This is a genomic window from Flavobacterium paronense (assembly GCF_030409795.1).
Taxonomy (GTDB): Bacteria; Bacteroidota; Bacteroidia; order Flavobacteriales; family Flavobacteriaceae; genus Flavobacterium; species Flavobacterium paronense.
Window position 1 is genome coordinate 1,328,063 of sequence record NZ_JAUFQN010000019.1, and the last position, 22,641, is coordinate 1,350,703.

The following is a 22,641-nucleotide window of genomic DNA, read 5'->3' on the forward strand; positions in this document are numbered from 1 at the left end:
CAGGAACTTCTTTTCATCTACTAAAATAATAAAATTCATTCACATAATCATTTTTAACAAAAACTAACCAAAAGGCAAACCAATTTTGCTTAAATTCGTACCACTAAAAGAAACACATGAAAATAGCCATTGTATGCTATCCAACCTTTGGTGGTAGTGGAGTAGTTGCTACTGAATTAGGATTAGAGCTTGCGCATCGCGGACACGAAATTCATTTTATTACCTATCGGCAACCAGTAAGATTAGCACTCTTAAACTCCAATGTGCATTACCATGAAGTTAATGTTCCGGAATATCCTTTGTTTCATTATCAGCCTTATGAATTAGCATTGTCCAGCAAGTTAGTTGACATGGTTAAACTTTACAAAATTGAATTGATGCATGTACATTATGCTATTCCGCATGCGTATGCAGGTTATATGGCAAAGCAAATGTTGAAGAATGAAGGTATAAAAATTCCGATGGTAACTACACTTCACGGAACTGATATTACTTTGGTTGGAAATCATCCGGTATACAAACCGGCTGTTACTTTTAGCATTAACAAATCAGATATTGTGACTTCGGTTTCACAAAGTTTAAAAGACGAAACCAATAAGTTATTCAATATAAAGAAAGAAATTAATGTGATTCCAAATTTTATTGAGCTAGATAAAATCCGTAATGAGAGCCAGATTTCCTGTCATCGCTCGGTTATGGCGAAAAAAGAAGAACGAATTGTAACTCACATTAGTAACTTCAGAAGAGTAAAACGCATTCCGGATATTATTAAAATTTTCTATAAAATTCAACAAAAGATTCCCGCTAAACTTATGATGGTTGGAGACGGTCCAGAAAAAGCAAAAGCAGAAGAACTTTGTATAGAACTTGGTATTGAAGACAAAGTAATTTTCTTTGGAAACAGTAATGAGATAGATCAAATTCTTTCTTATTCAGATTTGTTTTTATTACCCTCTGAAACCGAAAGTTTTGGTTTGGCTGCACTTGAAGCAATGGCCTGGAGTGTTCCTGTAATATCAAGTAATTCTGGTGGTTTGCCAGAAGTAAACTTTGATGGAATATCAGGCTATCTCAGCAACGTTGGCGATGTTGATGGTATGGCCGAAAATGCTTTAAAAATACTTTCTGATGATGCAACTTTAGCTAAGTTTAGAGAAAGCGCCTTGAGTGTCGCTCAACAGTTTGATATCAAAAATATACTGCCATTGTATGAAGCATTATACCACAAAGCCATAAACAATTCCAAATGAGAAAAGTAATTTTAATAGTCGTAATTGCTCTTTTGTATTCCTGTTCGTCAACTAAGAACGCAGCAAACAAACCTTTGTATGAAGTGTTAATGGTAAACAACGATGGTGGTGCCAACATCAAGTTTTATGAAGTGCTGACTGAACCAAAAGAAATCAAAATGCTTTTAGGAGATGAAACGCTGAGTAAAAAGATAAAATCTAATGATATAACCGATTGTAATTTTGTTATCCTTAATTCAGGACCAACACTAGAAAATAATAATAAAGTGACAATTGAAAAAGTAACTGAAACTTCAACCCAAATAGAAGTTTATATTAAAGACAATCAAAAGAATATTGATGCGGTTCAAACTGATGACGATACTTTATATCCTTACACAGTGGTAAAAATCAATTCAAAGAAACCAATTGTTATCAAATAAAAAATCCCATCTGGTCAAAGATGGGATTTTTGTTTTTATAAAGCTTTTGATTAAAATCTATAACGAATTCCAAGTGCGATATCCGGACCAAAATTGTCTTCTCTAAATTTATTGCTACCTGAATTGTTTAAGTAAAATTCAGGTCTAAAATCTAAAGATAATTGAATTGGTGCCTCTTGAAAATTATATTCAATTCCGATATCACCAGCAGCTAAAATAATAGTTCCACTATCACTATAACCACCCTTGTCATAGCTCCAGCTTCCTAAACCACCACCAACACCAGCATACCAATTGAAACCATTATCAATGTCCCAAACCCATTGGTATAAACCAACAACTTTCCAGGCATCAACATCGTTGCTGTTTCTCCAGCCTAAATCCAATTCTAAACGATTATTTTTTGACAAACCTCTTTGGTAAGATACTTCTCCTCCAAAACCATCGTTGTCTCCTAAACGAAGTCCTAATGCATTCTTCGAAATGTCCTGAGCCTGCGCGCTAAATGCTAATCCAATTAGCATAAAAGCAGATAAAATGATTTTTTTCATTGTTTAATTTTTAAATTAGTTTTAGCAAAGTTGACAAAAATAATGCCAACATCCTTATATAATATTGCAAATTTATTATACAATTATTGACTAAACTAATCAGTTGTTAATTATTTTTCTTTGGCATAAATCACAGAAGCTATAAGTTGCTGACTTATAAATTACTCCATCTCAAATAAATTTACTTGATAACTTGGTTTCCTTTAATTATTTCAAGCTTATTCTAGGGTTAATTTTGAATAATAATTTTTTTCGCTTTTAAACTTTACCCTATATTTGTTTAAAACAATATAAAATGGCTGGAAATAGTTACGGAACACTTTTTAAACTTACAACTTTTGGAGAATCACATGGCGCTGCTTTAGGCGGTATTATTGATGGATGTCCTGCCGGAATTGAAATCGATTTGCAAGCTATTCAAAACGAAATGCAACGCAGAAAACCTGGTCAATCAGCTATTGTTACACAACGAAAAGAAGAAGATGAAGTACAATTGTTATCAGGTATTTTTGAAGGCAAAACTACAGGAACACCTATAGGTTTTATTATTCCAAACACCAATCAAAAGTCGGATGATTACTCGCATATCAAAGACAGCTATCGTCCAAGTCATGCCGATTTTGTTTATGAAAAAAAATATGGAATCCGTGATTATCGTGGCGGAGGAAGAAGTTCGGCTCGAGAAACTGCGTGTAGAGTAGTAGCTGGTGCTATTGCTAAACAAGTCTTATCCAATATAAAAATCAACGCTTTTGTTTCTTCTGTTGGCGAAATATTTATAGACAAACCTTATCAGGATTTAGATTTTTCTTTGACTGAAGCCAATGCCGTTCGTTGTCCGGATTTGGCTATTGCCGAAAAAATGGAAAACTACATCAAAGAAATCCGAAAAGAAGGCGATACAGTGGGTGGAACTATAACTTGTGTTATACAAAATGTTCCAATAGGTTTAGGCGAACCGGTTTTTGATAAACTCCATGCCGAATTAGGCAAAGCGATGCTTTCGATTAATGCCGTAAAAGGTTTTGAATTTGGTAGCGGATTTTGCGGAGCCCGAATGAAAGGAAGCGAGCACAACGATTTATATAACGAAGACGGCACTACAAAAACCAATCTTTCAGGCGGAATTCAAGGCGGCATTTCAAACGGAATGGATATTTATTTTAGAGTCGCTTTCAAGCCGGTAGCGACATTAATTCAGAAACAAGAAGTATTGACCAATGAAAACACTTTAGTTGAGCAACAAGGTAAAGGAAGACACGATCCTTGTGTAGTACCTCGTGCCGTGCCAATTGTAGAAGCAATGGCAGCTATAGTTTTAGCTGATTTTTATTTGTTAAATAAAACGTATCAATAATTAATGACTACAACTCAAATTCAAAAATCCTTCTTTTCCAATCTTACGGTTCAGATTCTAATTGCTATGATTGTCGGAGCTTTGCTTGGTGTTTTTATCCATAATAACTATTCAGAAGACATTGCTAAAGATTTTAGTGGTTATATAAAAATGCTGGCTACTGTTTTCATTCGATTAGTGCAAATGATTATTTCGCCATTGGTTTTTACAACTTTAGTTGTTGGCATAGCCAAACTGGGTGACATAAAAGCAGTAGGACGAATAGGAGGAAAGGCTTTAGGCTGGTTCTTTACAGCTTCGTTTATTTCACTTTTAATCGGAATGTTTTGGGTAAATACTTTACAACCTGGAGTTGGATTGAAATTAGGAAATGTAGACTTATCAACAGCAACCGAAGTGGCAGAAAAAGCTGATGGTTTCTCGGCACAGAATTTTATCGAACATATTATTCCGAAAAGTATTGTAGAAGCCATGGCAACTAATGAAATATTACAAATTGTAATTTTTTCTATTTTCTTCGGATTGGCAGCAGCTTCAATAGGTGCAAATGCAAAACCGGTCGTAAATGCTTTAGATAAAACGTCGCACATTATTTTAAAGATGGTAAATTATGTAATGAAATTTGCTCCTATAGGCGTATTTGGAGCCATAGCCGGAGTTTTTGCCATTCGTGATTTGAATGATTTATTACTTACTTATGCCAAATTTTTTGGTTCTTTTCTAGTCGGAATTTCAACACTTTGGATAGTACTATTATTGATTGGCTATGCATTTCTCAAAAGCAGAATGACCATTTTATTAAAACACATAGTAAGTCCACTGATAATCGCATTCGGAACCACAAGTTCTGAAGCTGTTTTTCCAAAATTAACGGAGGAATTAGAGCGATTTGGAATTAAAGATAAAATAGTTTCTTTCATGTTACCATTAGGCTACTCTTTCAATCTTGACGGAAGTATGATGTACATGACTTTTGCCAGTATTTTCATCGCGCAAGCATACGGTGTTCATCTCGATTTTGGTACACAAATGACAATGTTATTAGTCTTGATGCTAACCAGCAAAGGAATAGCAGGTGTGCCAAGGGCAAGTTTAGTGGTAGTAGCAGCTACTTGTGGGATGTTTAAAATTCCGATAGAAGGCATCGCTTTGATACTTCCAATTGACCACTTTTGTGATATGTTCAGAAGCGCAACAAATGTGCTGGGAAATGCTTTAGCCACATCAGTTGTTGGTAAATGGGAAAAAGATAGTTAAAAAACTATGATATTTAAAATACTTTATTAAATTTGTTCACTTATAACTAAAAAAACTATTTATATGAAAAAATTATTACTTTCTTCGATTCTATTATTAGGGTCTTTATCTTCATTTGCTCAAGATGATTGTTCAACGCCTTTAGTTGCTGTAATTGGAACTAACACTGCTCCAGCGGTTGCAGGTGTTTGGGAAGCTTCTTGTTTCAATCTTACTGCTGATAATACAGGTGGACCAATTAACGGATTATGGTATTCATACACTCCAACTTCTGATGGTGAAGTTACTATATCATCTGATTTAGCTGCAAACGTTGCTCCTAATAGCGTTGATACTATGATATCAATTATGACCGGAACATGTGGGACTTTAAATTGTGTTGCTTCAGATGATGACGTTTCTGCAACGAATTATTTGTCAAGTGTTACTTTCCCAGTTGCTGCTGGTGTTACTTACTATATAGAATGGAGTAACTATTGGGATGGTGCAGGTTTTGATTTCGATTTATCATTTACTGCAATTTCATGTTTAGGAACATATTCTGTTAATTTACCAACAAACACTACAACTACTTCAGTTACTTTAAACTGGGATGCTTCGTTAAGTAATCCTGCTAATTATGAAGTAGAATATGGTGCTCAAGGATTTACACAAGGGACTGGAACTACATTATCTCCAGCAACAAACTCTGTTAACGTATCAGGTTTAGCTGCTGAAACTGTATACGATTATTATGTAAGAGCTAATTGTGGTACTACACAAAGTACTTGGACAACGGTTAACAAATTTACGACTGCAAAACTTTGTCCTGAATTAGCTACTTTTGACAATGCTACGCAATTAGTTGGATGGACTACAAGTGGTAATACAGGCGCTTATGGTGTTGGTACAACTGCTGCAAATGCTCAAGGTGGAACAGGGCAATACTGGATATTTAACAACAGTATTGATGTTGCCACTAACAACTGGTTAATTTCTCCGGCATTTTCATTACAAGCTGGTGAGCAAGTAACAGTTTCTTTTTATGAAAGAAACGCAACTGCTAATGGACTTAGAAGCTTGAGAGTAACTGTTGGTACTACACCTTCAGTTGCAGCACAAACTACTCAGTTGTACTCAAATGCAGCATTGTTAAACAATACATATACTCAAATTACTGTTCCTGCTTGGACTGCTCCAGCAGCTGGTACATACTATTTTGGTTTTAATGATAATTCAGCTTTGGCTACTACAACTGCAGCAACTACTATGCGTTTTGACACAGTAAACTTCACTTCAGTTTTAGGAACAAGTGATTTCTTATCGTCTAAATTTTCAGTTTTCCCTAATCCTGTAACTAATGTTATCAACTTCTCTAACAATGCTAACGCTTTGGTAAGTACAGTTGAAATGACTGACATGAACGGAAGAGTAATTAAATCAGATAAAGTAAATGCTACTGAAGGTCAAATTTCAGTTAGTGACTTAGCAACTGGAATGTACATGATGAAAATCACAACTGACCAAGGTGTTGCTGTTAAGAAAATTGTTAAGCAATAATCTTATTTAACATCTTTAAAATAGAAAAAACGACTAAGGAAACTTAGTCGTTTTTTTTGTTTTTACTATTCATCATCATGATAACAAAGCCTACTAAAGCTGCAATAACCAAAGCAAAAACAGCAATCATAATAAAGGCACCATTTCCCCAGGAATAGGCTGCAATGTTTGAAAATGTCATATTGTAAATATTAAAGTTTATCCAAAATTACTTTAATTAAAACTTAGTTTAAATGACATTTATCATACAAGAAACTTGTTGGCTAAATCAGGTGTTGGAATCATACAACTCTCTTTTTTACCAAACCATTTGTATCTGTTTTTAGCAATAAAGTCATAGATTCTATTTAAAAGTGAAGTTGGTAAAATTGTAAAGACAAGCAAAACTCTATAGGCTCCGCTCAAATGTTTTACAATTTCTAACGCTGCCCTTGCTTTGTAACGGTAACCTTTTTCAGGTTCATATAAAATAATGCTGTCAATGTTAAAAGTATCAATACGACGAATAATTTTTTGACCTAATTCTGATTGAAGTGCAACAAACCTAAACACATCTTTCTTGTCGTGCTTTATCACAAATTGAACAGAAGAATTACAAAGATTGCAAACCCCATCAAAAAGAATTATTTTTTTATCTTTTGGTAAGTCTGAAATTTCCATGTGTATTATTTTGCTTGAACATATTCAAGTTGTTCTAGGTTTACTTTAGAAGTGAAGACACCATAATTAACAACAGCTTTATTTTTCTCTATTTTATCAATAGTGCCAATAGCTTTTCCATCAATCATTCGAACTCGGTCGCCAACTTTGATGGTAACTTTAGGCTTTTCTAAAGGAATGGCTTTTAATTTCTTTTCTTTCTTTTCAGCTCGAATTTCTTCTACTTTGATAGTAACTTCTTTTATAACTTCTTTTTCTTCCTGTTTTTTTACTATGATTTCTTTTGCTGATGCTTTTTTTCGCTTTGAATTTTCTACCTCAACAATCTTCAAAAATTCACCAATTAAAATCTTTTTGTCTTTATTATTAAAGTATTTCTCTGCAATATCATCTACTTTTTGTCCCATGTAAATCAAGCGTTGATTGGCATCATATAATTCCTGATACCGCTCTAATTTCAATTGAATTTTAGAATTTATGCTTTCCATTTTTTTGCTTTCTTCCCGAGTCTTTGTTTCTTCTTCTTTTAAGTTTTGTGAAGTTTTCTCTAGCTTGGAACGCTCTTTTTGAAGTGTAGCGATAGTTTTGTCAAATCGAACTTTTCCACCTTCTATTTTCTTTTTAGCACGATTTATTAATCCAAAAGGAATTCCGTTTTTCTGAGCAACCTCAAAGGTAAAGGAACTTCCGGCTTGCCCTAAAATCAATTTGTACATTGGTTCTAATGATTTCTCATCAAAAAGCATATTGGCATTAGAGGCATAAGGTAATTCGTTGGCTAGTATTTTTAAATTAGAATAGTGCGTAGTGATAATTCCGAAAGCTTCTCTGTGATAGAATTCCTCCAGAAATATCTCTGCCAAAGCACCACCTAATTCAGGATCTGAACCTGTCCCAAATTCATCAATAAGAAATAAGGTTTTACCATTACATTTTTTCAGGAAATAGTTCATGTTTTTTAAACGATAACTATAGGTACTCAAATGATTTTCTATCGATTGATTATCGCCAATATCAGTCAGAATTCTATCAAATAAAAAGGTTTTGCTACGCTCGTGTACCGGAATCAAAATGCCACATTGTAACATTAACTGCAGCAACCCTATGGTTTTTAACGAAATAGTTTTTCCACCGGCATTAGGTCCTGAAATGACAATAATCCGATTTTCAGTATTCAATTCTATGGTTTGTGGAAAGGTCTTTTCTTTCTTTTCCAAATTGCTTAAATACAAAATAGGATGGAAGGCATCTCTAAAAAACAATTCCTTTTCAGTAGTAATTGTTGGCAATAGCCCATTAATTTTGTTAGCATATTTAGCTTTAGCTGCAACCACATCTATATCGCTCAAAAACTCCTGATATTGTTTTAACAGGTCTAGAAAAGGCCGAATATCATTGGATAACTTCTTTAAAATCCGCGTGATTTCCTCACGTTCCTCATATTCCAGGTTACTCAGCTCTCTCGAATAACGCAGTGTTGCCTCCGGTTCAATATAAGCGATGCTACCTGTTTTAGAACTCCCCAAAATAGACCCTTTTACTTTCCGTCTGTACATAGCTAAAACCGCTAAAACCCTACGGTTTTCAACAAAACTTTCTTTTATTTCATCTAAGTAGCCTAACGAATTGTATTGGCTCATCGCTTGTCCGAAACTTTGATTCACTTTGCCCCGAACCAAACTCATATCTCTGCGAATGTTGATCAAATCAGGTGAAGCATTGTCTTTAATTTCACCATATTTATCAACGACTTCATCAATTTTCTGAATGATGTATTTGGTATATTCCACCTGAGTGGCTTTATCATTCAGCTTTGGGTAATACTCATGGAATTTCTTAAAGAACAACAACAACACATTTACGGTTTCCGATAGCGTTGCAATTTTTCTGAAACTGCCCACTTCGAGAAAACTGTCTTCAATGGCCAGAAATTTTAAATCGTTAGTAAGATTGTCAAATCCGTGATTGGGAATTGCATTGTTATTGGAGAAAGAAGAGAGATATTCAGAGGTCTGCAACAAAGCATTCATCAACGTTTCTTTGTCTTTAAAAGGAACAATTTCAAGTGCTTTTTGCTTCCCGATTTCAGTGTTGCATCGTTCTGAAATGGTTTGCAAAACCGTGTTGAATTCTAAATCTTGTAGTGTCTTATCAGTAATGGATATCATTAAATCAGTGTCTAAGGTTCAAAGTTACAAAGGATGCATTCCATATTGCAATAGAAAATGGTATTTTTGGTAAAATTTTATGAGATGTTTATCAAAATAGATTCCTCTTGGCAAACCCAACTTTCGGATGAGTTTGAAAAGCCTTATTTTCAGCAATTAATTTCTTTTGTTAAAAATGAATATGCCAGCAATACCTGCTTTCCAAAAGCAAGTGAAATCTTTGCCGCTTTTGATCATTGTCCGTTTGACAAAGTAAAAGTGGTTATCATTGGGCAAGACCCGTATCATGGATTTGGACAAGCCAACGGATTGTGTTTTTCAGTAAATGATAGTATTGCTTTGCCGCCTTCGTTGATAAATATTTTTAAAGAAATCCAAACCGATTTGCAACAGCCTTTTCCACAATCGGGTAATTTAGAGCGATGGGCTGACCAAGGTGTTTTGTTGCTCAACGCCACTTTAACCGTCAGACAAAGTGAAGCCGGAAGCCATAAAAAGCAAGGCTGGGAAACGTTTACCGATGCTGTGATTCAGAAAATATCAGAAGAAAAGGAAAATGTAGTCTTCCTGCTTTGGGGCGGATTTGCCAAAAAGAAAGGCGCTAAAATTAACCGTACGAAACACCATGTTTTAGAAACCGGTCATCCATCGCCATTGAGTGCTAATCGAGGCTTTTGGTTTGGAAATAAACATTTCAGTAAAACCAATACTTATTTACAAAGCTTAGGAAAAGAAACGATAGTGTGGTAGTTTAGTTTACAGTAAAGTTATAATAGCCACCAGAATTAAGTCCACTAATCAATGAATTTATATTCAAAATTAAACGTGTAGCCGGACTTAATGAACGCAGTTCTACTTTGGTCAAAGAATCACTGTTATATCCAAAACTCATACGATAAGTTCCCGAAGACAATAACGGAAATCCAACGCGATATTCATAAGTTTCATCTGTAGCATTGTATTCGCAAATGCCATAAACATAAGAACCATTTTGAGCAGTACCTTTTACAATGTCTAATTGACTATCATTTACCGTTACCACTTCCCAGGTAGTTGCGTTTGTTTGTTTTTCTATTACATAAGAAAAAGCAAACTGAGTTGCTCCTGTGGTTTTATAAATATCTAAGAGTGCACCATCACTTAAATACCTTGAGAAATCTGCCTCGATGTATAACTTTTCGCCAACAGCATACGTGGATGCATGTGGCTCGATGGCAACTAAATTAGGGATGTCTACAAAAATATTATTGTAAAAACCATCGTCGTTAGTATCGCAATTGGAAACCAGTAATGCAACTGCAATTAGTAGTATATAGTGTAATTTTTTCATCTTTCTGTTTATTAAAATCTGTACCCTAAATTTAAACCAACTCTTGAAATAACATCAGGACTTTTCTCTCTATTGGTAAGGTTTGATCCAAATCCGACAATAAATTCTAAAGCAATGCTATCATGGAAATACATTTTATAACCCAAGCTTCCGCCTAAACCGAAATCGGTATATTTTGATTTTTTTGTAGTGTAATAATCAGGTTGTGGTGCCGTGCCAGATACTCTAACGATCTCTTTATAATCACCGCCATTATAGGAACCAAAAACTTCGGCAAAGTAATATCTCGACTTGCTTTTGGATAGCGCATATCTCAAATAAGGATTAAACTCAAACTTGGGAACATTGTTTCTGTATCCATTGTCAAAGTCTTCATTTAGTTTATTACTATTAGAAAAATTTACATTAAAACCGGTAGAAAAACTATTTCCAAAAAAACGTTCATAACTTAAACTGGCTTTTGTATTGACAATAGCTGATAATAAATCAACACGAAATTCATTTTTTTTATTGACAAGTACCGTATTTTCTTGTGCTTGAGATGCTAATGATAGTAAGAGAAATAGACAAAATAACTTTTTCATTATAGGTCGTTTTATTTGGAAACGAATATAGTAAATTAATTGTGAATTATGAATTGTTAATTGTGACCCGAGCGCGCAGCGCGAACTGTATAGAGCGTAGCGGAATAAATTAATCTAGTGTCAATGCTCCGAGTATCTCTTCATTCATAAATGGACCACCAGGATATTTAGCGGTGTAATCAAGATTAAGCCAAATATTTCCTCGCTCATCGATGTGGTAATTGATGGGTTTATTTTTACTTTCGATTGGGAAAAGTTCTTTTTTGATGGCATAATTGATACGTTCTAAATCTTTTTTAGTTCCAATCAATAGTTCAGGATAAATATGTCCTTTAGTATGAATTAACCTTGTAGTGCCTCCAATTGATTTAATACAAGCCGCCATAAAAACCGAATGATCGTCACAATCACCGGAAAGATATTGCAGCGATTCTGTAGCGCTGGCAATATAGTCATGTCCTTTGGGATCGCTAACGTAATTCCAACGGGTATTTATTTCTTTAAAAATAGCGAAGGATTGAATGATGGTGAAATAATCATAATAGCCTTTCACATGCTTAAAATGCTTGTTGATAGCCATAATAGAAAAGTTTCTTATTCTCGGATTTTGATATTCTACGGCATCTACAATTTTAGATTTGTTTGGAAAAGGCAGTAATTTGGAAATGATAATATCCTCCGGATGCGGATCTTCATTCATAGTGTACATCATAGAACGATAATCTTCAATTACGCTCGTAAAGCCATACTTGCCTGATAATGTTCCGTATCCAAGCATGATAACATATAAAATTATCGAAATCAGCGTTACTCTTCGCAAAGCTCTCAATACAAATTGAATAGCTATGAGTATCACCAAAAAGAGAATTATTCTATCAATGTGATGCGCCCAATCTAAAGTGATAAAATTGTGGTGGGCAATAATAAAAATGGGTATGGTAATAAGAATGTTTAGGACAAAAATGATAATCAAATCCCAAGGACTTTTTATCCTGAATTTTTCTTTCAGTTCTTGATAAGTAAGACTTCCTAGTTTTATCATATTGCCAATGGCAAAAGCTAAACGGCTTTCACTATTTCAGCAAAAGTACCTTTTTTATCTATAATCTTCAGGTCAAACAATTGATTTTGAATTTTGTTTAACACTTTTTCTTCTAATGGTTTTTGTGACCATTTGGTTAATGACAGCCATTCCTGAATATCTTCTAATTTCTGATTGTATTTAGAGGCGAGCGTTCTGTCAATACTTGGAATATCTTTAAATTCAATAGTGGTATTGTTTATCGTTTCTAAAATAAGTGCGACAGATTGTTGGTTGGCTTCCAAAAACTCGTTTCTTACTGCAATCACAAAACAAGGCCATGGCGTTGGACAATCGGCAACCCGTCGAAAAATTCCTTTGTCAACCAATGGTTTTGTCATAAAGCGTTCCCACATAAAGTAATCGGCTGTGCCATTGGTTAGTGCTTCAACGGCGCCATCAATCGTGTTTACCGTTTCAAATTGTAAGGTATTGGTACTCCAATTCTGATTTTGAGCATTCACATACGCCATCAAATGCGAACCCGAACCATAGCGTGAAATGGCAACTTTGGTGTTTTCTAAATCTGATAATGCTTTGTATTTTGAAGTAGCTGCAACGTGAATTCCCCAAATCAAAGGACTCTCGACATAAACCTGAACGATAGAACAGTCATTTCCAGCTACGATATCTTTGACAATGCCTTCGGTTAAAATAACAGCCATATCGGTTTCGCCATCGCGAAGCAGTTGACACATTTTACCGGTGCCTTCCGGAATATCGGTCCACTCTAAAGCAATCCCGATTTCCTCAAACTCACCATTCTCAATGCATAAGTGCCAAGGCAGGTTAAAATGTTCGGGAACGCCTGCTATTTTTATTGTTTTCATAATTATTTTGGATGAGAGACGGAGAGATAATAAATGATAGACTTCTCAGTTTATATTTTGTCTATTAGTCTATTATCTATTATCTATTAGTCTATTCTCTTTTTGGATTTTCCATCTGCCACCATTTCCATAACACGCCATCTTTATCCAAATACTCTTCCATAAAGTTCATTCCGACTTTCTGCAGTATATGATTGGAAGCACCATTTTCTGAATGGGTGTAAGCATTCATTATTTCGATTTTCATTTGGTTGAAACCATACGCTAACCAGGCAATAGAAGCTTCGGTAGCGTAACCTTTGCCCCAATATTTTTCATTTAGTCGATAACCATAATCGTAGAAATTAGTATTTCCGTTTTCTACATGATCATCAATATATTTGATGCCTGTCCAACCAATGAATTCACCTGTTTCTTTTAGGATAGTGGCAAAACGACCAATAGCATTTCTTTCGTATTGACTACGAACATACTCAATGATTTTGATAGATTCCGCTATTGTTTGTGTTGGAGTTTGCCAAAGATATTTATGCACTTCCGGATTGTTATCCATAGCAAACATACCGTCAGCATCAGATAGTTCTAATGGGCGAAATAGCAGGCGTTCGGTTTCTAGAATTAGTTTCATTTGTTTGTTATTTGATTCAGATGATGATAAAAATGCACAAAGTAGTCTTCAATTACAAAGGCTAAATCGGTTACCGTTTTATTTGGAAGCACAATAGGATATTTTAGCGTTACTGCTGTTTGATTTTTGACCAAATAAATGATATGCCTATTCAATGCAATCAGGAGCGTAATCAAATCTTGAGTATTTTTATGCTGATAACAATTAGCTTTTACCAATTCGTCCTGATTATAAGGTCTGATACGATAGGGCTCAGCTGCATGTTGTATTTCGGTAAACCTTTGCAAATTATTGATGGCAGAATCGACCAAGTGTCCCAGAATTTCTTTTTTAGACCAAGACGTTTCTGTTGCTTTAATATCAAAATCAGCAATAGCCAACAACGACGTTTCAAGTCGGGCCAATACTATTTCAAATGCAATGATTTTATCTTTCACAGTAAACAATCGTTCGGTTTGAAGGAGTAGATTCATGATTTTTAGAAAATTAGACTAATAGATGATAGACGGATAGATGATGATGCTGTCTTTATAACAAAGTTGTCTATTCTCTCTTCGTCTTTTTTTACTCAGCCAATTTCCCCAAAGCATACTGAATCAAAGCATCCACAGCCTTATACGGATCATCACTAAAGGTTCCGTTGGCACGATTGGCAATGATAGCGTTTAACGACAAACAGTTATGACCTAAAAGCTTTCCTAAACCATAAATTGCTGATGTTTCCATTTCTAGGTTGGCCATTCTTACATTACCAAATTTGAAGCTATCCATTTTACTGTTCAACTCAGGATCCTGAATTGCCAAACGCAATACTCTTCCTTGTGGACCATAAAAACCACCGGCAGTTCCGGTAATTCCTTTGTGGATTTGGTTGCTGTCGAATTTATTTTTTAAGGTTTGTGAACAACCAATGATATACGGTTTTCCTTTTCTCAAATCCCAATTGGTGTGTTTGATGAAAGCATCCTCTATATCATTTTCAGTGATATCATTAATCACGTAAGAGCGAAGCATATTGTCTAAACCAAGTCCGTATTCGCCCATCACAAAGCTATCCACGGGAATATCCTCCTGCAATGAACCCGAAGTTCCGATACGAACAATGTTTAAAGAAGTCAACTGCTCTTTTGGTTTACGCGTTTCCAAATCGATATTCACCAACGCGTCCAATTCATTCATGGTGATATCAATATTATCCGGACCAATGCCCGTTGACATTACCGTAATTCTTTTGCCTTTGTATAAACCCGTTTGGGTTTTAAACTCCCGTTTTTGTGTGGAGAATTCAATGCTGTCAAAGAACTGTGTGATTTTTTCAACTCGGTTTTGGTCGCCCACAAAAATGATGTCGTGCGCAATATGTTCGGGTTTCAGGTTTAAGTGATAAACACTTCCGTCTGGGTTTAGTATTAATTCTGAAGATTTAATCATTTGGTTATTCGGTTATTTGATTATTCGTAATTTCTAATTCGTAATTTTTCAGCCTCCAACACGCTTTACTTTAAAGCCTTTCTCTTTTAGTAGGTTCATTATCTTATCGCGGTAATCGCCCTGAATGATAATCGCCCCGTCTTTAAAAGTGCCGCCTACACTGAGTTTGGTTTTAAGCTCTTTGGCTAATAGTTTAAAATCGTCATCGCTGCCTTCATAGCCTTCGATGAGGGTGGTAGCTTTTCCTTTTCGCCTTTCGTACTTGCAAATCATTGGTTCTTTTTGGATAAAAAGAGTATGCTCTTGCGTTTCAACGGCCTCGGGTTCGTTGGAAGGTTGGTATTCCGGAAATAGTTTTTTTAATTGTTCCTGTAAATCCATACTGTTCTGATACTACAAAAAGTAAAAATCCAAACCTCAGGGCTTATTGAGACTTGGAAATTACTACTTCAAAGATATAGATTTATTTTTTGATTATGCTTAATTCTGTCAATCTTTCGTTTCTTTTATAATATAGGCTTTTTTAATAGAATCCAGTTTCGGAAAAAGGCTCAAGTACTTTTTACGGTTGGCGCTTAGGGAGTCATAAACATCCATTGTCTTATTGCCGTATGCTGAATAGAATTTTTCTACCACATCCATGCCTGTAGTTACATAACCCAACACGGGGTAACCTCTTACACCTTCGGGAGCTACGGTATCTAACCTCACGTTGTCTTTCAGGTTAATAAACAAATCATTACCGCGGGTTTCCTTACCGGCTCTGGCAAAACTAACATAGCCTTTTAGATTGCTTTTAAGTACCGGTTCATCAGGAACTTTATACTTATCCCATTTCTTGTTGACTATAGTATCGGTATTCCCGAACTGCACTACAAAATCAGGCACGACTCTGTAAAAAAGCTGATGGTCATAAAAGTGATGTGTCAAGAGTTGGTGCAGACGATCAGCCGCTAGCGGCGACCATGCACGAGTAACCTGAATATCAAAACTCCCTTGTGAGGTTTCAAAACGGGCGGTATACGTTGGCGGTGCCGTTTGCTTTGTCCATTCAGGATTAAAGGTGGCTTTGCTGCAACAGATTAGAAGTAAGGCCAGAAGTGCTATTAGGATGTATTTCATAAGATGGTGTATGAGTTATTGTTTTAGCTATCGGGTTAACCGGCGTTATTAATTGGAATTATGGATACTTAACTTTCTCTCCATTTGCAATAAAAACCAAAGCATCAAAATGTTTGAACCATACAGTGTTGCCATTACCCATTCCGGTTCCAAACATGCCTTCAAAACTTTTATCCTTATCCAGTGGATTTGCTTCAATGAAAAGTTGGGAGTTAATAAAATAATTATGATCAGTATCCGGTAATAAACTTAGTAAATTATTCTTGTTTTTTTGCTGTGACTTAATAAATTTATCAGTTCTATACGGCATTTTAATTGGTGCAAAAGCAATATGATATGTTATTCCGGGATTGAGTTGATTGTATAGATATCCCATATTTTGGTATTCCATATAATCTTCATTAAGTTTTGATATATGAGCATTTGCGGCCCATACCATAAATTTGTCATTGGGTAATCTCTCCGTTAGAAAGTTAAGATTCTTTGCCATTTGTGAGTCTCTTAGCTGTTTGCCCATTTTTTTAGAAGAGGTATATTGTATAACTGTACTTTTGAAACTTTGCATAAATTGATTCCATTCAGCATTAGAAAGAACTCTGCTGTCTTTAAGCAGATTATCAATTTGAGCCGTAATGTAATCTACGTCATTCTGACTGAGTATTTTATCAATTTCGCTTCCGTTTTTCATTACTACTGCTACAAGATTTTTAAATCTTTCTTCAATAACAATATCATTTTGTTGTAGAAAACTAAACAGTTGCTTTGAAAAAGTAGCGAAAGTAAAAGGAGTACTAAATTGATTGTCAAAACCCCAAATTACAACATTATGTTCTTTTAAAAATTTAAAGAGCTCTTCACATTGCACTGATTTAGACCAAAAAGGAAATGTATTTTTCTGTTCATGCTCAAAATAGAGAGCGAAAAAATCACTTTCAAAAGCAATATTTTGATACTGATGTTCGGTCACAAGGTACTTGACAAACTCGGTTTTTGCTAAAAAATCGGAACCAATATGATGCTCAGATTCACCGAGAAAGACAATTCTTTTGTTTAAAAGATCCTGAGTAATTATATTTTTTACTTCGGGAGTTAAAAGCTTTTGAATTGAATCCAAAGTATAAACAGCTTTCTGAGCATTTAATGGATAACTAATTACAATGAAGAGTATACATTTATATAATTGTCTTAGCGTCATATTTTTGAATTCTGCATTTTTGATTTAGTATTTATGCAACGTTCCAATGCTTTAGGCTGTTTTGAAGTATGGAAGCCAACCCCAATATCTAAAACGGCACTTGACAATCCTTATTTATTTGATTTTGCCCAGACGTTATATTCATTAATCAAATCTATAATTTGTTTTTCTTTGGCAATTGGTTTTGTTACAAATAAAGTATCCAGTTTAAAACTTATTTCGTTGTTCCCATAAAGGTATGTTTTTAATATTTCATATACTGATTCATTTAATTCGATACCCTTACTAAAATCGAAAAATTTAAAGAATTTCTTGTCTTTGATTACTTCTAATTTCGAATCATATATTCCGATATAATAAGTACTATTTTCAGCAGTATAAAAACCAGCACCATTGCCATTTCCAAATCCATTTCCAACCCCGTTTCCAAATCCGTTTCCTAATCCATTTCCAACAGGAGGGCTATTTTTTATAACTTCACAAAATAGTTTAACTTTACCTTCGGTTAACCTTTGAATGTATTTATATTGTTTAACGACTTCATATTTCTCTAAATACAAGTTTTCATTTCTTTTATAATCATACCTGTCCGGCGTTTTAACCTCTTTTTTTTCGACCGGTATGCGAACATAATGCTCTTTTTTCTTGGCGATATAGTAACTAATGATATCATCAACTTTATATTTTTTCTTTTCGTCAAAAAACTTTGTTTTAATTTCAAAGTCGGACACAGTGATCTTATCAACATAAAGCGTATCATTGGCTGTAGTGACAATAAAATCAGATTTTTGAGCCGTACAAAAGGAGCAAATCAATAGTGCTAGTAAAGTTATATTGTTTATGGTTTTTTGTTTCATGATGTTTGCTAACGTTTCCTTGCTAAAGCTTGTGGCGGTTTATGGAATGCTTTTTTTCTGTAACCGTCCGAGCGAAGTTATGAAAAGTAAACGAACAATTTACCGAAAAACTAGCCAGGTGTTTTAGCAAGTGTTAGCGGATGCCATTTTTATTCGTCAAGTTGATTGTTTACTATTTCAAATTTGGAGATTATGGTGTCTAATTTTGCTCTTTGCTTATTTATTTGCTTTGGTCTTAAATAGAACCAATTAAATAAAATCCATATAAAAGTAATTCCATAAGTGGCTAATCCCCAAATTGGTTTCATTCGGGATGTATATTCATACATGTATAACCCAATTCCTGTTGAAAGTAAAATGAAATACAAATTCAATATAGTGGTTTCCATAAATTTCTGCTTTGCCTTAATGGTTAATAAGTCTTTTAAATAATCGCTATTGCTTTGCGAGTTCTTATCGCTTTTGAAAAGAGAATAGCTATTATTATAAGCAAATAGGAACACCGCCATTGCTAAAATAATCAATATAATTCCAATTTTAGTTGTAAGTAATTGGGGTTGATAACGCATCCAAATGAAGATGATAAATATAGCTGTAGCAATTAGTAATATGTTTGTTAATATGAGCTTTCTAAAATTGTATTGTTTTATTTTTTTAATCTCAGCTATTAAATTGTCCGGATTGGGCACAACAGATGTTTGCTTAGCCCATAGGTCTTTGAAATTTATATTATCGCTCATTTCGACTAAATTTTTGTGTTAATTTTTCTTTTATTCTGTGAATTTTCACTCGTATGTTGGCTTCTGATAATCCAACTATACTTGCTATTTCGGCTTGTTTTACGTCTTCAAGTTCTAGTGAAATAATGATACGGTCAATTTCTGGAAGTTCAGCAATACATTTGTATAAAAACTGAATTTGAGGTTCAATATTATGTTGCTTTTCTTGGGATAAATTTAAAGGCAATTGTGCTTTTGGGAAACGATTTTGTTTTTCAATTTGCCGCAAGCAATTATTAGAAGCAATTCTAAAAATCCAAGTTCCTATGCTGGATTCATTTCTAAATTTAGGAAGTTGTTCCCAAACACTTATAAAGGTTTCCTGTGTTAGGTCTTGTGCAAGGGCATGATCGTTTACATAACCCATGCACAAGCGAAATATCTTTTGCCAATAGCTTTCATATATTTCTTCAAACACCTGCATTTATCGCTTGATTAAGTTTATTTTAGATGCTAAGCTAAAGATTAAAATTAGAACAATACCTACGGCAATATTTTTTGTTGCTATTCCAACTGCGGCTCCAATAATGATTCCTTGTTTAGTTGGTGTAAAGTAATTTAGTTTTTTCATAGTAATTAATTTAAAAAGTTATTTAATTGGTTCAAATACCATTCTTTGTCGTCATACATTATAAAATGCAGACCTTTGTTGGAATATTGTAAGTTGGCAGTTTTCAAGTTTTTATATTGCTCTTCAATTGCAGGTTTTACATTTTTAAAATATTCTTCTAATAAAATCAGAGAAGGACATTTTATTGTTTTAATTTTTTCTCTCAAATCAGTATTTGAAAAATCGCAATACATTTCTGCAAATGTTCTTCTGTCGGATTTAACACTCCAACCCACAACTAATTCTTGTTTTGAAGTATCTGCAACAAGTCTTTGAATAGACATTTTTTGCATTTGATAAAATTGTTCATTCGTTGCCGAGGTCATTTGATTAATCATTGCAGAACAGTCTGTTTTTTCTTCTGCTTCAAAAGTTGGATTCATCAATGCTGCTAAGCAGGGAAGTGCGTCAACTACAATTATTTTTTTAATAAGTTCTGGATAGTCAGAAGCAATAGCCAAAGCCAATCCTCCTCCCATACTGTGTCCAATTAGTATTGGCTTTTCAATTTTGTTTTCATGAATATAGTTGACGATACTAGTTTCCCAATTGGTGAATGTTGCATTTGGTTGCGCTTTTACTTCTGCAAAACCCGCCATAGTCAAAGTGTAGCAAGTGAAATCTTTTTCATACATTGATTTTGTTTCGTTCCATACTTCACCTGAACTTGCAAATCCTGGAATAAAAATGATTGATTGTTTACCTTGTCCACTAATTTTTATATCAAATGGATACGACTTGTTTTGTCCATAAAGATTTGCCCATAAAGCAGTAAATAAAAATAGTGTAAAGAAGAATTTGAATTTGTTCATTTTGCTTGTTTTTTAGTTTGTTTCGCTTTTAGATACGAGCTTATCTAAAATGTTACAGTCTTCTAAAAAATAATTTCAAAATGCCCTCAAATGTCTATTAAGTAGAGTGTTTCGCAGGGTTTCCGCCAACATGTCGCCGCTTCACGAAGTTGCGGATTTTCAACACTTTTGCTTACAAATATAGACAAATTTTAGTTTCAAAAATTACCAATTCTGATAAATCCCAAGTCCCGCAATTTCGTGAAACGGCTGTTGTGCGTTCGTTTTTATTTAAATTTTCGTTTTTGTATTAAATATTCTTTGTTTTCTACAATCCAATATTTTTCTACCCAAAGGTTGTCTTTATTATAAACATATCTAAATTTTTCATTCTGATAGTGAGCTCTTCCACCAGTCATAATAATTGGATATTCTTCTTTTGGTTCTGATTCTCTATTCAATTCTATAACATTATTAAAACTATCATACTTATAAAATGTAATATCAATTTTAATTTGATTGTCAATTTTTGAATATTCTTTTTCTTCTATAATATTGTTTTTAGAATCATATTTTAATTCTTTTCTAAAACCAAAAACAGAATCTATTGCTGTTTTTTCAGATTCAATTGTTTGAGGTAAGTTTTTGTCATTGAAATTTGAAAAATATCGTTTAACTAAATCAACTTTTTCTATTAATTGTTTTTTTTCATTATATGTGTATGAATAATCTATTGTATCATTAATTTTACCTTTATTGATTTCAAATTTTATAATTTCAAAATCTAAATCATTATTTTTATCATATCTATATTCTGAATTGTATGTTAAGGTTGATTTGTTGTAATTACTAATACCACTTATTTTTCCATCTTTCAAAATAATTTTTTTAGACCAACCTGTTTTCTTTTTCTTATTGAAAAAATTAGTAATTTTTAAACTATTGTATTTTTTAAGGTTGTCATTTTTTTCAATTTTTTCAAATGATTGGCTAAATACTGTTGAAGAGAATAATAATATAATTAAAAGTTTCATAATGTAAGTTTTTCGGCGGTAAAATGACGCACAACTAGTAAATAAACGAAAGTTTTAATTATCTCCTTTACAGCAAAAAACTATTGTTATATACCTTCTAACAAAGCTAATCATTATTCCTACATTCCCTAACATTACCCTTACTATTTTAAACCTAAGTTGCCTCCGCCATCACCACCATCACGGGGCTAAACTCCTTCGTATTCAGATAATTTCTTTCGGTAAGTAGGTTGGGGTTGTAGTACAAGAGTTTTACTGCCGCCAGTACAAAATACCCTTCCGGAATTGGCGTAGTATGTAGCAGTTCCTGTGCAGGTAGTACATTGTTTTGCGTTATTGATAGCATGTTATGAAACACCAAGGGTATGGTAGTTTCCTTAAAGTCGGTCGCATAGGCAAAGACTAGTAATTTGGCATTACAACAGCCCATTGGGAATCCCATTGCTGTCGACGGGTCAAAGTCGGGTAAGGTAATCACTACTTCATTAGTGGTTGTTCGCTCGGTCGAGAAGGTAGGTTTAAAATACCCCTTAAATGGGGAGTGGGTATTGAATTCAAATCCAAGTAAGGAATCCATAGCCGTATTGAACGGGTTACGCTCTCCCAGCGGAATGGAGGTGTTGGTTCGTATGGCGTTATAAACCGTCGTGGTAAACCGTTGGTGCATGGTACTATCGGTTTGTCCCACCAATAAAGGGGTTAATCCTATGCGTAAATTCTTTGCCCAACGGCTGCATACGCCAAACTCGGAGGCGCTTTTTTTAGTAGCCTTGGTTTGCTTAATATTTTTGCGTTTTCCTTGTGCCACTTGTTTGTTATACACTTCTCTAAAAACCAAAGGGCCTATTGTGCCACTTAACATCTTGTTGTTTTTAATCGTTGCCATATCGTATTGTTTATAGTTCAGTTACTTAAATCCAATAATTGTGCCAATTAGGTTCGGAGTGTATCCATAATAATAAAATAGTAACTCTATCGTGAGTCCATAAAAAATGCGTTTTTCATGGACTCATCATGGACTCACCATGGACTCATCATGGACTCATTAGGACTAAAACTGCAATCGAAATAACTTGAAGTTGGATAACTGAACGGTGTTAAGTTAATCTAGAACAGTTTTAGATTTAACAGCTTCTCGATTAGCTTTGCTCAGTTCGTCTTTGCA

Annotated in this window: 27 protein-coding genes; 6 read left to right on the top strand and 21 right to left on the bottom strand. The window is 34.3% G+C overall.

The features are described from left to right. The first annotated feature begins 116 nt into the window (after positions 1-116). Positions 117-1,250, top strand: coding sequence for an N-acetyl-alpha-D-glucosaminyl L-malate synthase BshA (gene bshA / locus QWY90_RS07130; RefSeq protein WP_290285180.1), 1,134 nt, complete (start codon positions 117-119; stop codon positions 1,248-1,250). Then, a complete protein-coding gene (locus tag QWY90_RS07135) occupies positions 1,247-1,672 on the top strand; it encodes a hypothetical protein (protein ID WP_290285181.1) in 426 nt (141 codons plus the stop codon). Before bshA ends, QWY90_RS07135 begins: the two co-directional genes overlap by 4 nt. A 50-nt stretch (positions 1,673-1,722) precedes the next feature. Here QWY90_RS07135 and QWY90_RS07140 read toward each other — a convergent pair whose 3' ends face one another. Next, positions 1,723-2,223 carry a hypothetical protein gene (locus QWY90_RS07140; RefSeq protein WP_290285183.1) on the bottom strand — a complete coding sequence of 167 codons (501 nt, stop codon included), beginning with the start codon at positions 2,221-2,223 and terminating at the stop codon, positions 1,723-1,725. A gap of 295 nt (positions 2,224-2,518) precedes the next feature. Between QWY90_RS07140 and aroC the strand changes: the two genes are divergently transcribed. The 3 genes from aroC (at position 2,519) to QWY90_RS07155 (ending at position 6,376) form a co-directional block, all read left to right on the top strand. After that, positions 2,519-3,580 carry a chorismate synthase gene (aroC, locus tag QWY90_RS07145; protein WP_290285184.1) on the top strand — a complete coding sequence of 354 codons (1,062 nt, stop codon included), beginning with the start codon at positions 2,519-2,521 and terminating at the stop codon, positions 3,578-3,580. Between the two features lie 3 nt (positions 3,581-3,583). Further along, the gene (locus QWY90_RS07150) at positions 3,584-4,837 is read left to right on the top strand and encodes a dicarboxylate/amino acid:cation symporter (RefSeq protein WP_290285186.1); all 1,254 of its coding nucleotides are present in this window, start codon (positions 3,584-3,586) and stop codon (positions 4,835-4,837) included. Positions 4,838-4,900: 63 nt separating this feature from the next. Continuing rightward, complete coding sequence (locus QWY90_RS07155) at positions 4,901-6,376, top strand: T9SS type A sorting domain-containing protein (protein ID WP_290285187.1); 1,476 nt, start codon at positions 4,901-4,903, stop codon at positions 6,374-6,376. A gap of 43 nt (positions 6,377-6,419) precedes the next feature. Here the strand turns inward: QWY90_RS07155 and QWY90_RS07160 are convergent, their stop codons facing one another. The 3 genes from QWY90_RS07160 to QWY90_RS07170 form a co-directional block, all read right to left on the bottom strand. Beyond that, positions 6,420-6,557 (bottom strand): hypothetical protein, encoded by a 138-nt coding sequence (locus QWY90_RS07160; RefSeq protein ID WP_290285188.1) that lies wholly within the window; start codon positions 6,555-6,557, stop codon positions 6,420-6,422. A gap of 62 nt (positions 6,558-6,619) precedes the next feature. After that, positions 6,620-7,036: a thiol-disulfide oxidoreductase DCC family protein gene (locus QWY90_RS07165; RefSeq protein ID WP_290285189.1), complete on the bottom strand. Its 417-nt coding sequence runs from the start codon at positions 7,034-7,036 to the stop codon at positions 6,620-6,622. A gap of 5 nt (positions 7,037-7,041) precedes the next feature. Then, positions 7,042-9,204 (bottom strand): endonuclease MutS2, encoded by a 2,163-nt coding sequence (locus QWY90_RS07170; RefSeq protein WP_290285190.1) that lies wholly within the window; start codon positions 9,202-9,204, stop codon positions 7,042-7,044. A gap of 84 nt (positions 9,205-9,288) precedes the next feature. On the opposite strand from QWY90_RS07170, the gene QWY90_RS07175 reads away from it, so the two are divergent. After that, positions 9,289-9,954, top strand: coding sequence for a uracil-DNA glycosylase (locus QWY90_RS07175; protein WP_290285191.1), 666 nt, complete (start codon positions 9,289-9,291; stop codon positions 9,952-9,954). Between the two features lies 1 nt (position 9,955). On the opposite strand, the gene QWY90_RS07180 is transcribed toward QWY90_RS07175, so the two are convergent. The 17 genes from QWY90_RS07180 to QWY90_RS07260 all read right to left on the bottom strand — a co-directional run bounded on the left by QWY90_RS07180 (position 9,956) and on the right by QWY90_RS07260 (position 22,362). Continuing rightward, positions 9,956-10,534, bottom strand: coding sequence for a hypothetical protein (locus QWY90_RS07180; protein ID WP_290285193.1), 579 nt, complete (start codon positions 10,532-10,534; stop codon positions 9,956-9,958). An 11-nt stretch (positions 10,535-10,545) separates the two neighbouring features. Continuing rightward, entirely contained in the window at positions 10,546-11,118 is a 573-nt protein-coding gene (locus tag QWY90_RS07185) for a DUF3575 domain-containing protein (RefSeq protein WP_290285194.1), read from the bottom strand. A 109-nt stretch (positions 11,119-11,227) separates the two neighbouring features. Next, the gene (locus tag QWY90_RS07190; RefSeq protein WP_290285195.1) at positions 11,228-12,160 is read right to left on the bottom strand and encodes a transglutaminase-like domain-containing protein; all 933 of its coding nucleotides are present in this window, start codon (positions 12,158-12,160) and stop codon (positions 11,228-11,230) included. A gap of 17 nt (positions 12,161-12,177) precedes the next feature. Continuing rightward, positions 12,178-13,029: a substrate-binding domain-containing protein gene (locus QWY90_RS07195; RefSeq protein WP_290285196.1), complete on the bottom strand. Its 852-nt coding sequence runs from the start codon at positions 13,027-13,029 to the stop codon at positions 12,178-12,180. Positions 13,030-13,120: 91 nt separating this feature from the next. After that, a complete protein-coding gene (locus QWY90_RS07200; protein WP_290285197.1) occupies positions 13,121-13,657 on the bottom strand; it encodes a GNAT family N-acetyltransferase in 537 nt (178 codons plus the stop codon). Next, positions 13,654-14,130, bottom strand: coding sequence for a DinB family protein (locus QWY90_RS07205; RefSeq protein ID WP_290285198.1), 477 nt, complete (start codon positions 14,128-14,130; stop codon positions 13,654-13,656). The genes QWY90_RS07200 and QWY90_RS07205 overlap by 4 nt, the downstream gene beginning before the upstream one ends. Before the next feature lie 91 nt (positions 14,131-14,221). Then, complete coding sequence (locus tag QWY90_RS07210; RefSeq protein WP_290285199.1) at positions 14,222-15,088, bottom strand: nucleoside phosphorylase; 867 nt, start codon at positions 15,086-15,088, stop codon at positions 14,222-14,224. Between the two features lie 48 nt (positions 15,089-15,136). Next, a complete protein-coding gene (locus tag QWY90_RS07215; RefSeq protein WP_290285200.1) occupies positions 15,137-15,469 on the bottom strand; it encodes a translation initiation factor in 333 nt (110 codons plus the stop codon). Positions 15,470-15,577: 108 nt separating this feature from the next. After that, positions 15,578-16,210 carry a peptidylprolyl isomerase gene (locus tag QWY90_RS07220; protein WP_290285201.1) on the bottom strand — a complete coding sequence of 211 codons (633 nt, stop codon included), beginning with the start codon at positions 16,208-16,210 and terminating at the stop codon, positions 15,578-15,580. A 58-nt stretch (positions 16,211-16,268) separates the two neighbouring features. Further along, positions 16,269-17,324, bottom strand: coding sequence for an erythromycin esterase family protein (locus QWY90_RS07225; RefSeq protein ID WP_290285202.1), 1,056 nt, complete (start codon positions 17,322-17,324; stop codon positions 16,269-16,271). 191 nt (positions 17,325-17,515) lie between these two features. Further along, positions 17,516-18,262 (bottom strand): hypothetical protein, encoded by a 747-nt coding sequence (locus tag QWY90_RS07230; protein ID WP_290285203.1) that lies wholly within the window; start codon positions 18,260-18,262, stop codon positions 17,516-17,518. A gap of 149 nt (positions 18,263-18,411) precedes the next feature. Continuing rightward, positions 18,412-19,002 (bottom strand): hypothetical protein, encoded by a 591-nt coding sequence (locus QWY90_RS07235; RefSeq protein ID WP_290285204.1) that lies wholly within the window; start codon positions 19,000-19,002, stop codon positions 18,412-18,414. After that, positions 18,992-19,465 carry an RNA polymerase sigma factor gene (locus tag QWY90_RS07240; protein WP_290285205.1) on the bottom strand — a complete coding sequence of 158 codons (474 nt, stop codon included), beginning with the start codon at positions 19,463-19,465 and terminating at the stop codon, positions 18,992-18,994. Before QWY90_RS07240 ends, QWY90_RS07235 begins: the two co-directional genes overlap by 11 nt. Continuing rightward, entirely contained in the window at positions 19,466-19,612 is a 147-nt protein-coding gene (locus QWY90_RS07245; protein ID WP_290285206.1) for a glycine zipper domain-containing protein, read from the bottom strand. It abuts the gene before it with no gap. A gap of 5 nt (positions 19,613-19,617) precedes the next feature. Beyond that, complete coding sequence (locus QWY90_RS07250) at positions 19,618-20,463, bottom strand: alpha/beta fold hydrolase (RefSeq protein WP_290285207.1); 846 nt, start codon at positions 20,461-20,463, stop codon at positions 19,618-19,620. Between the two features lie 266 nt (positions 20,464-20,729). After that, positions 20,730-21,476: a hypothetical protein gene (locus QWY90_RS07255; protein WP_290285208.1), complete on the bottom strand. Its 747-nt coding sequence runs from the start codon at positions 21,474-21,476 to the stop codon at positions 20,730-20,732. Positions 21,477-21,630: 154 nt separating this feature from the next. Beyond that, a complete protein-coding gene (locus QWY90_RS07260) occupies positions 21,631-22,362 on the bottom strand; it encodes a hypothetical protein (protein WP_290285209.1) in 732 nt (243 codons plus the stop codon). Between the last annotated feature and the right edge of the window lie 279 nt (positions 22,363-22,641).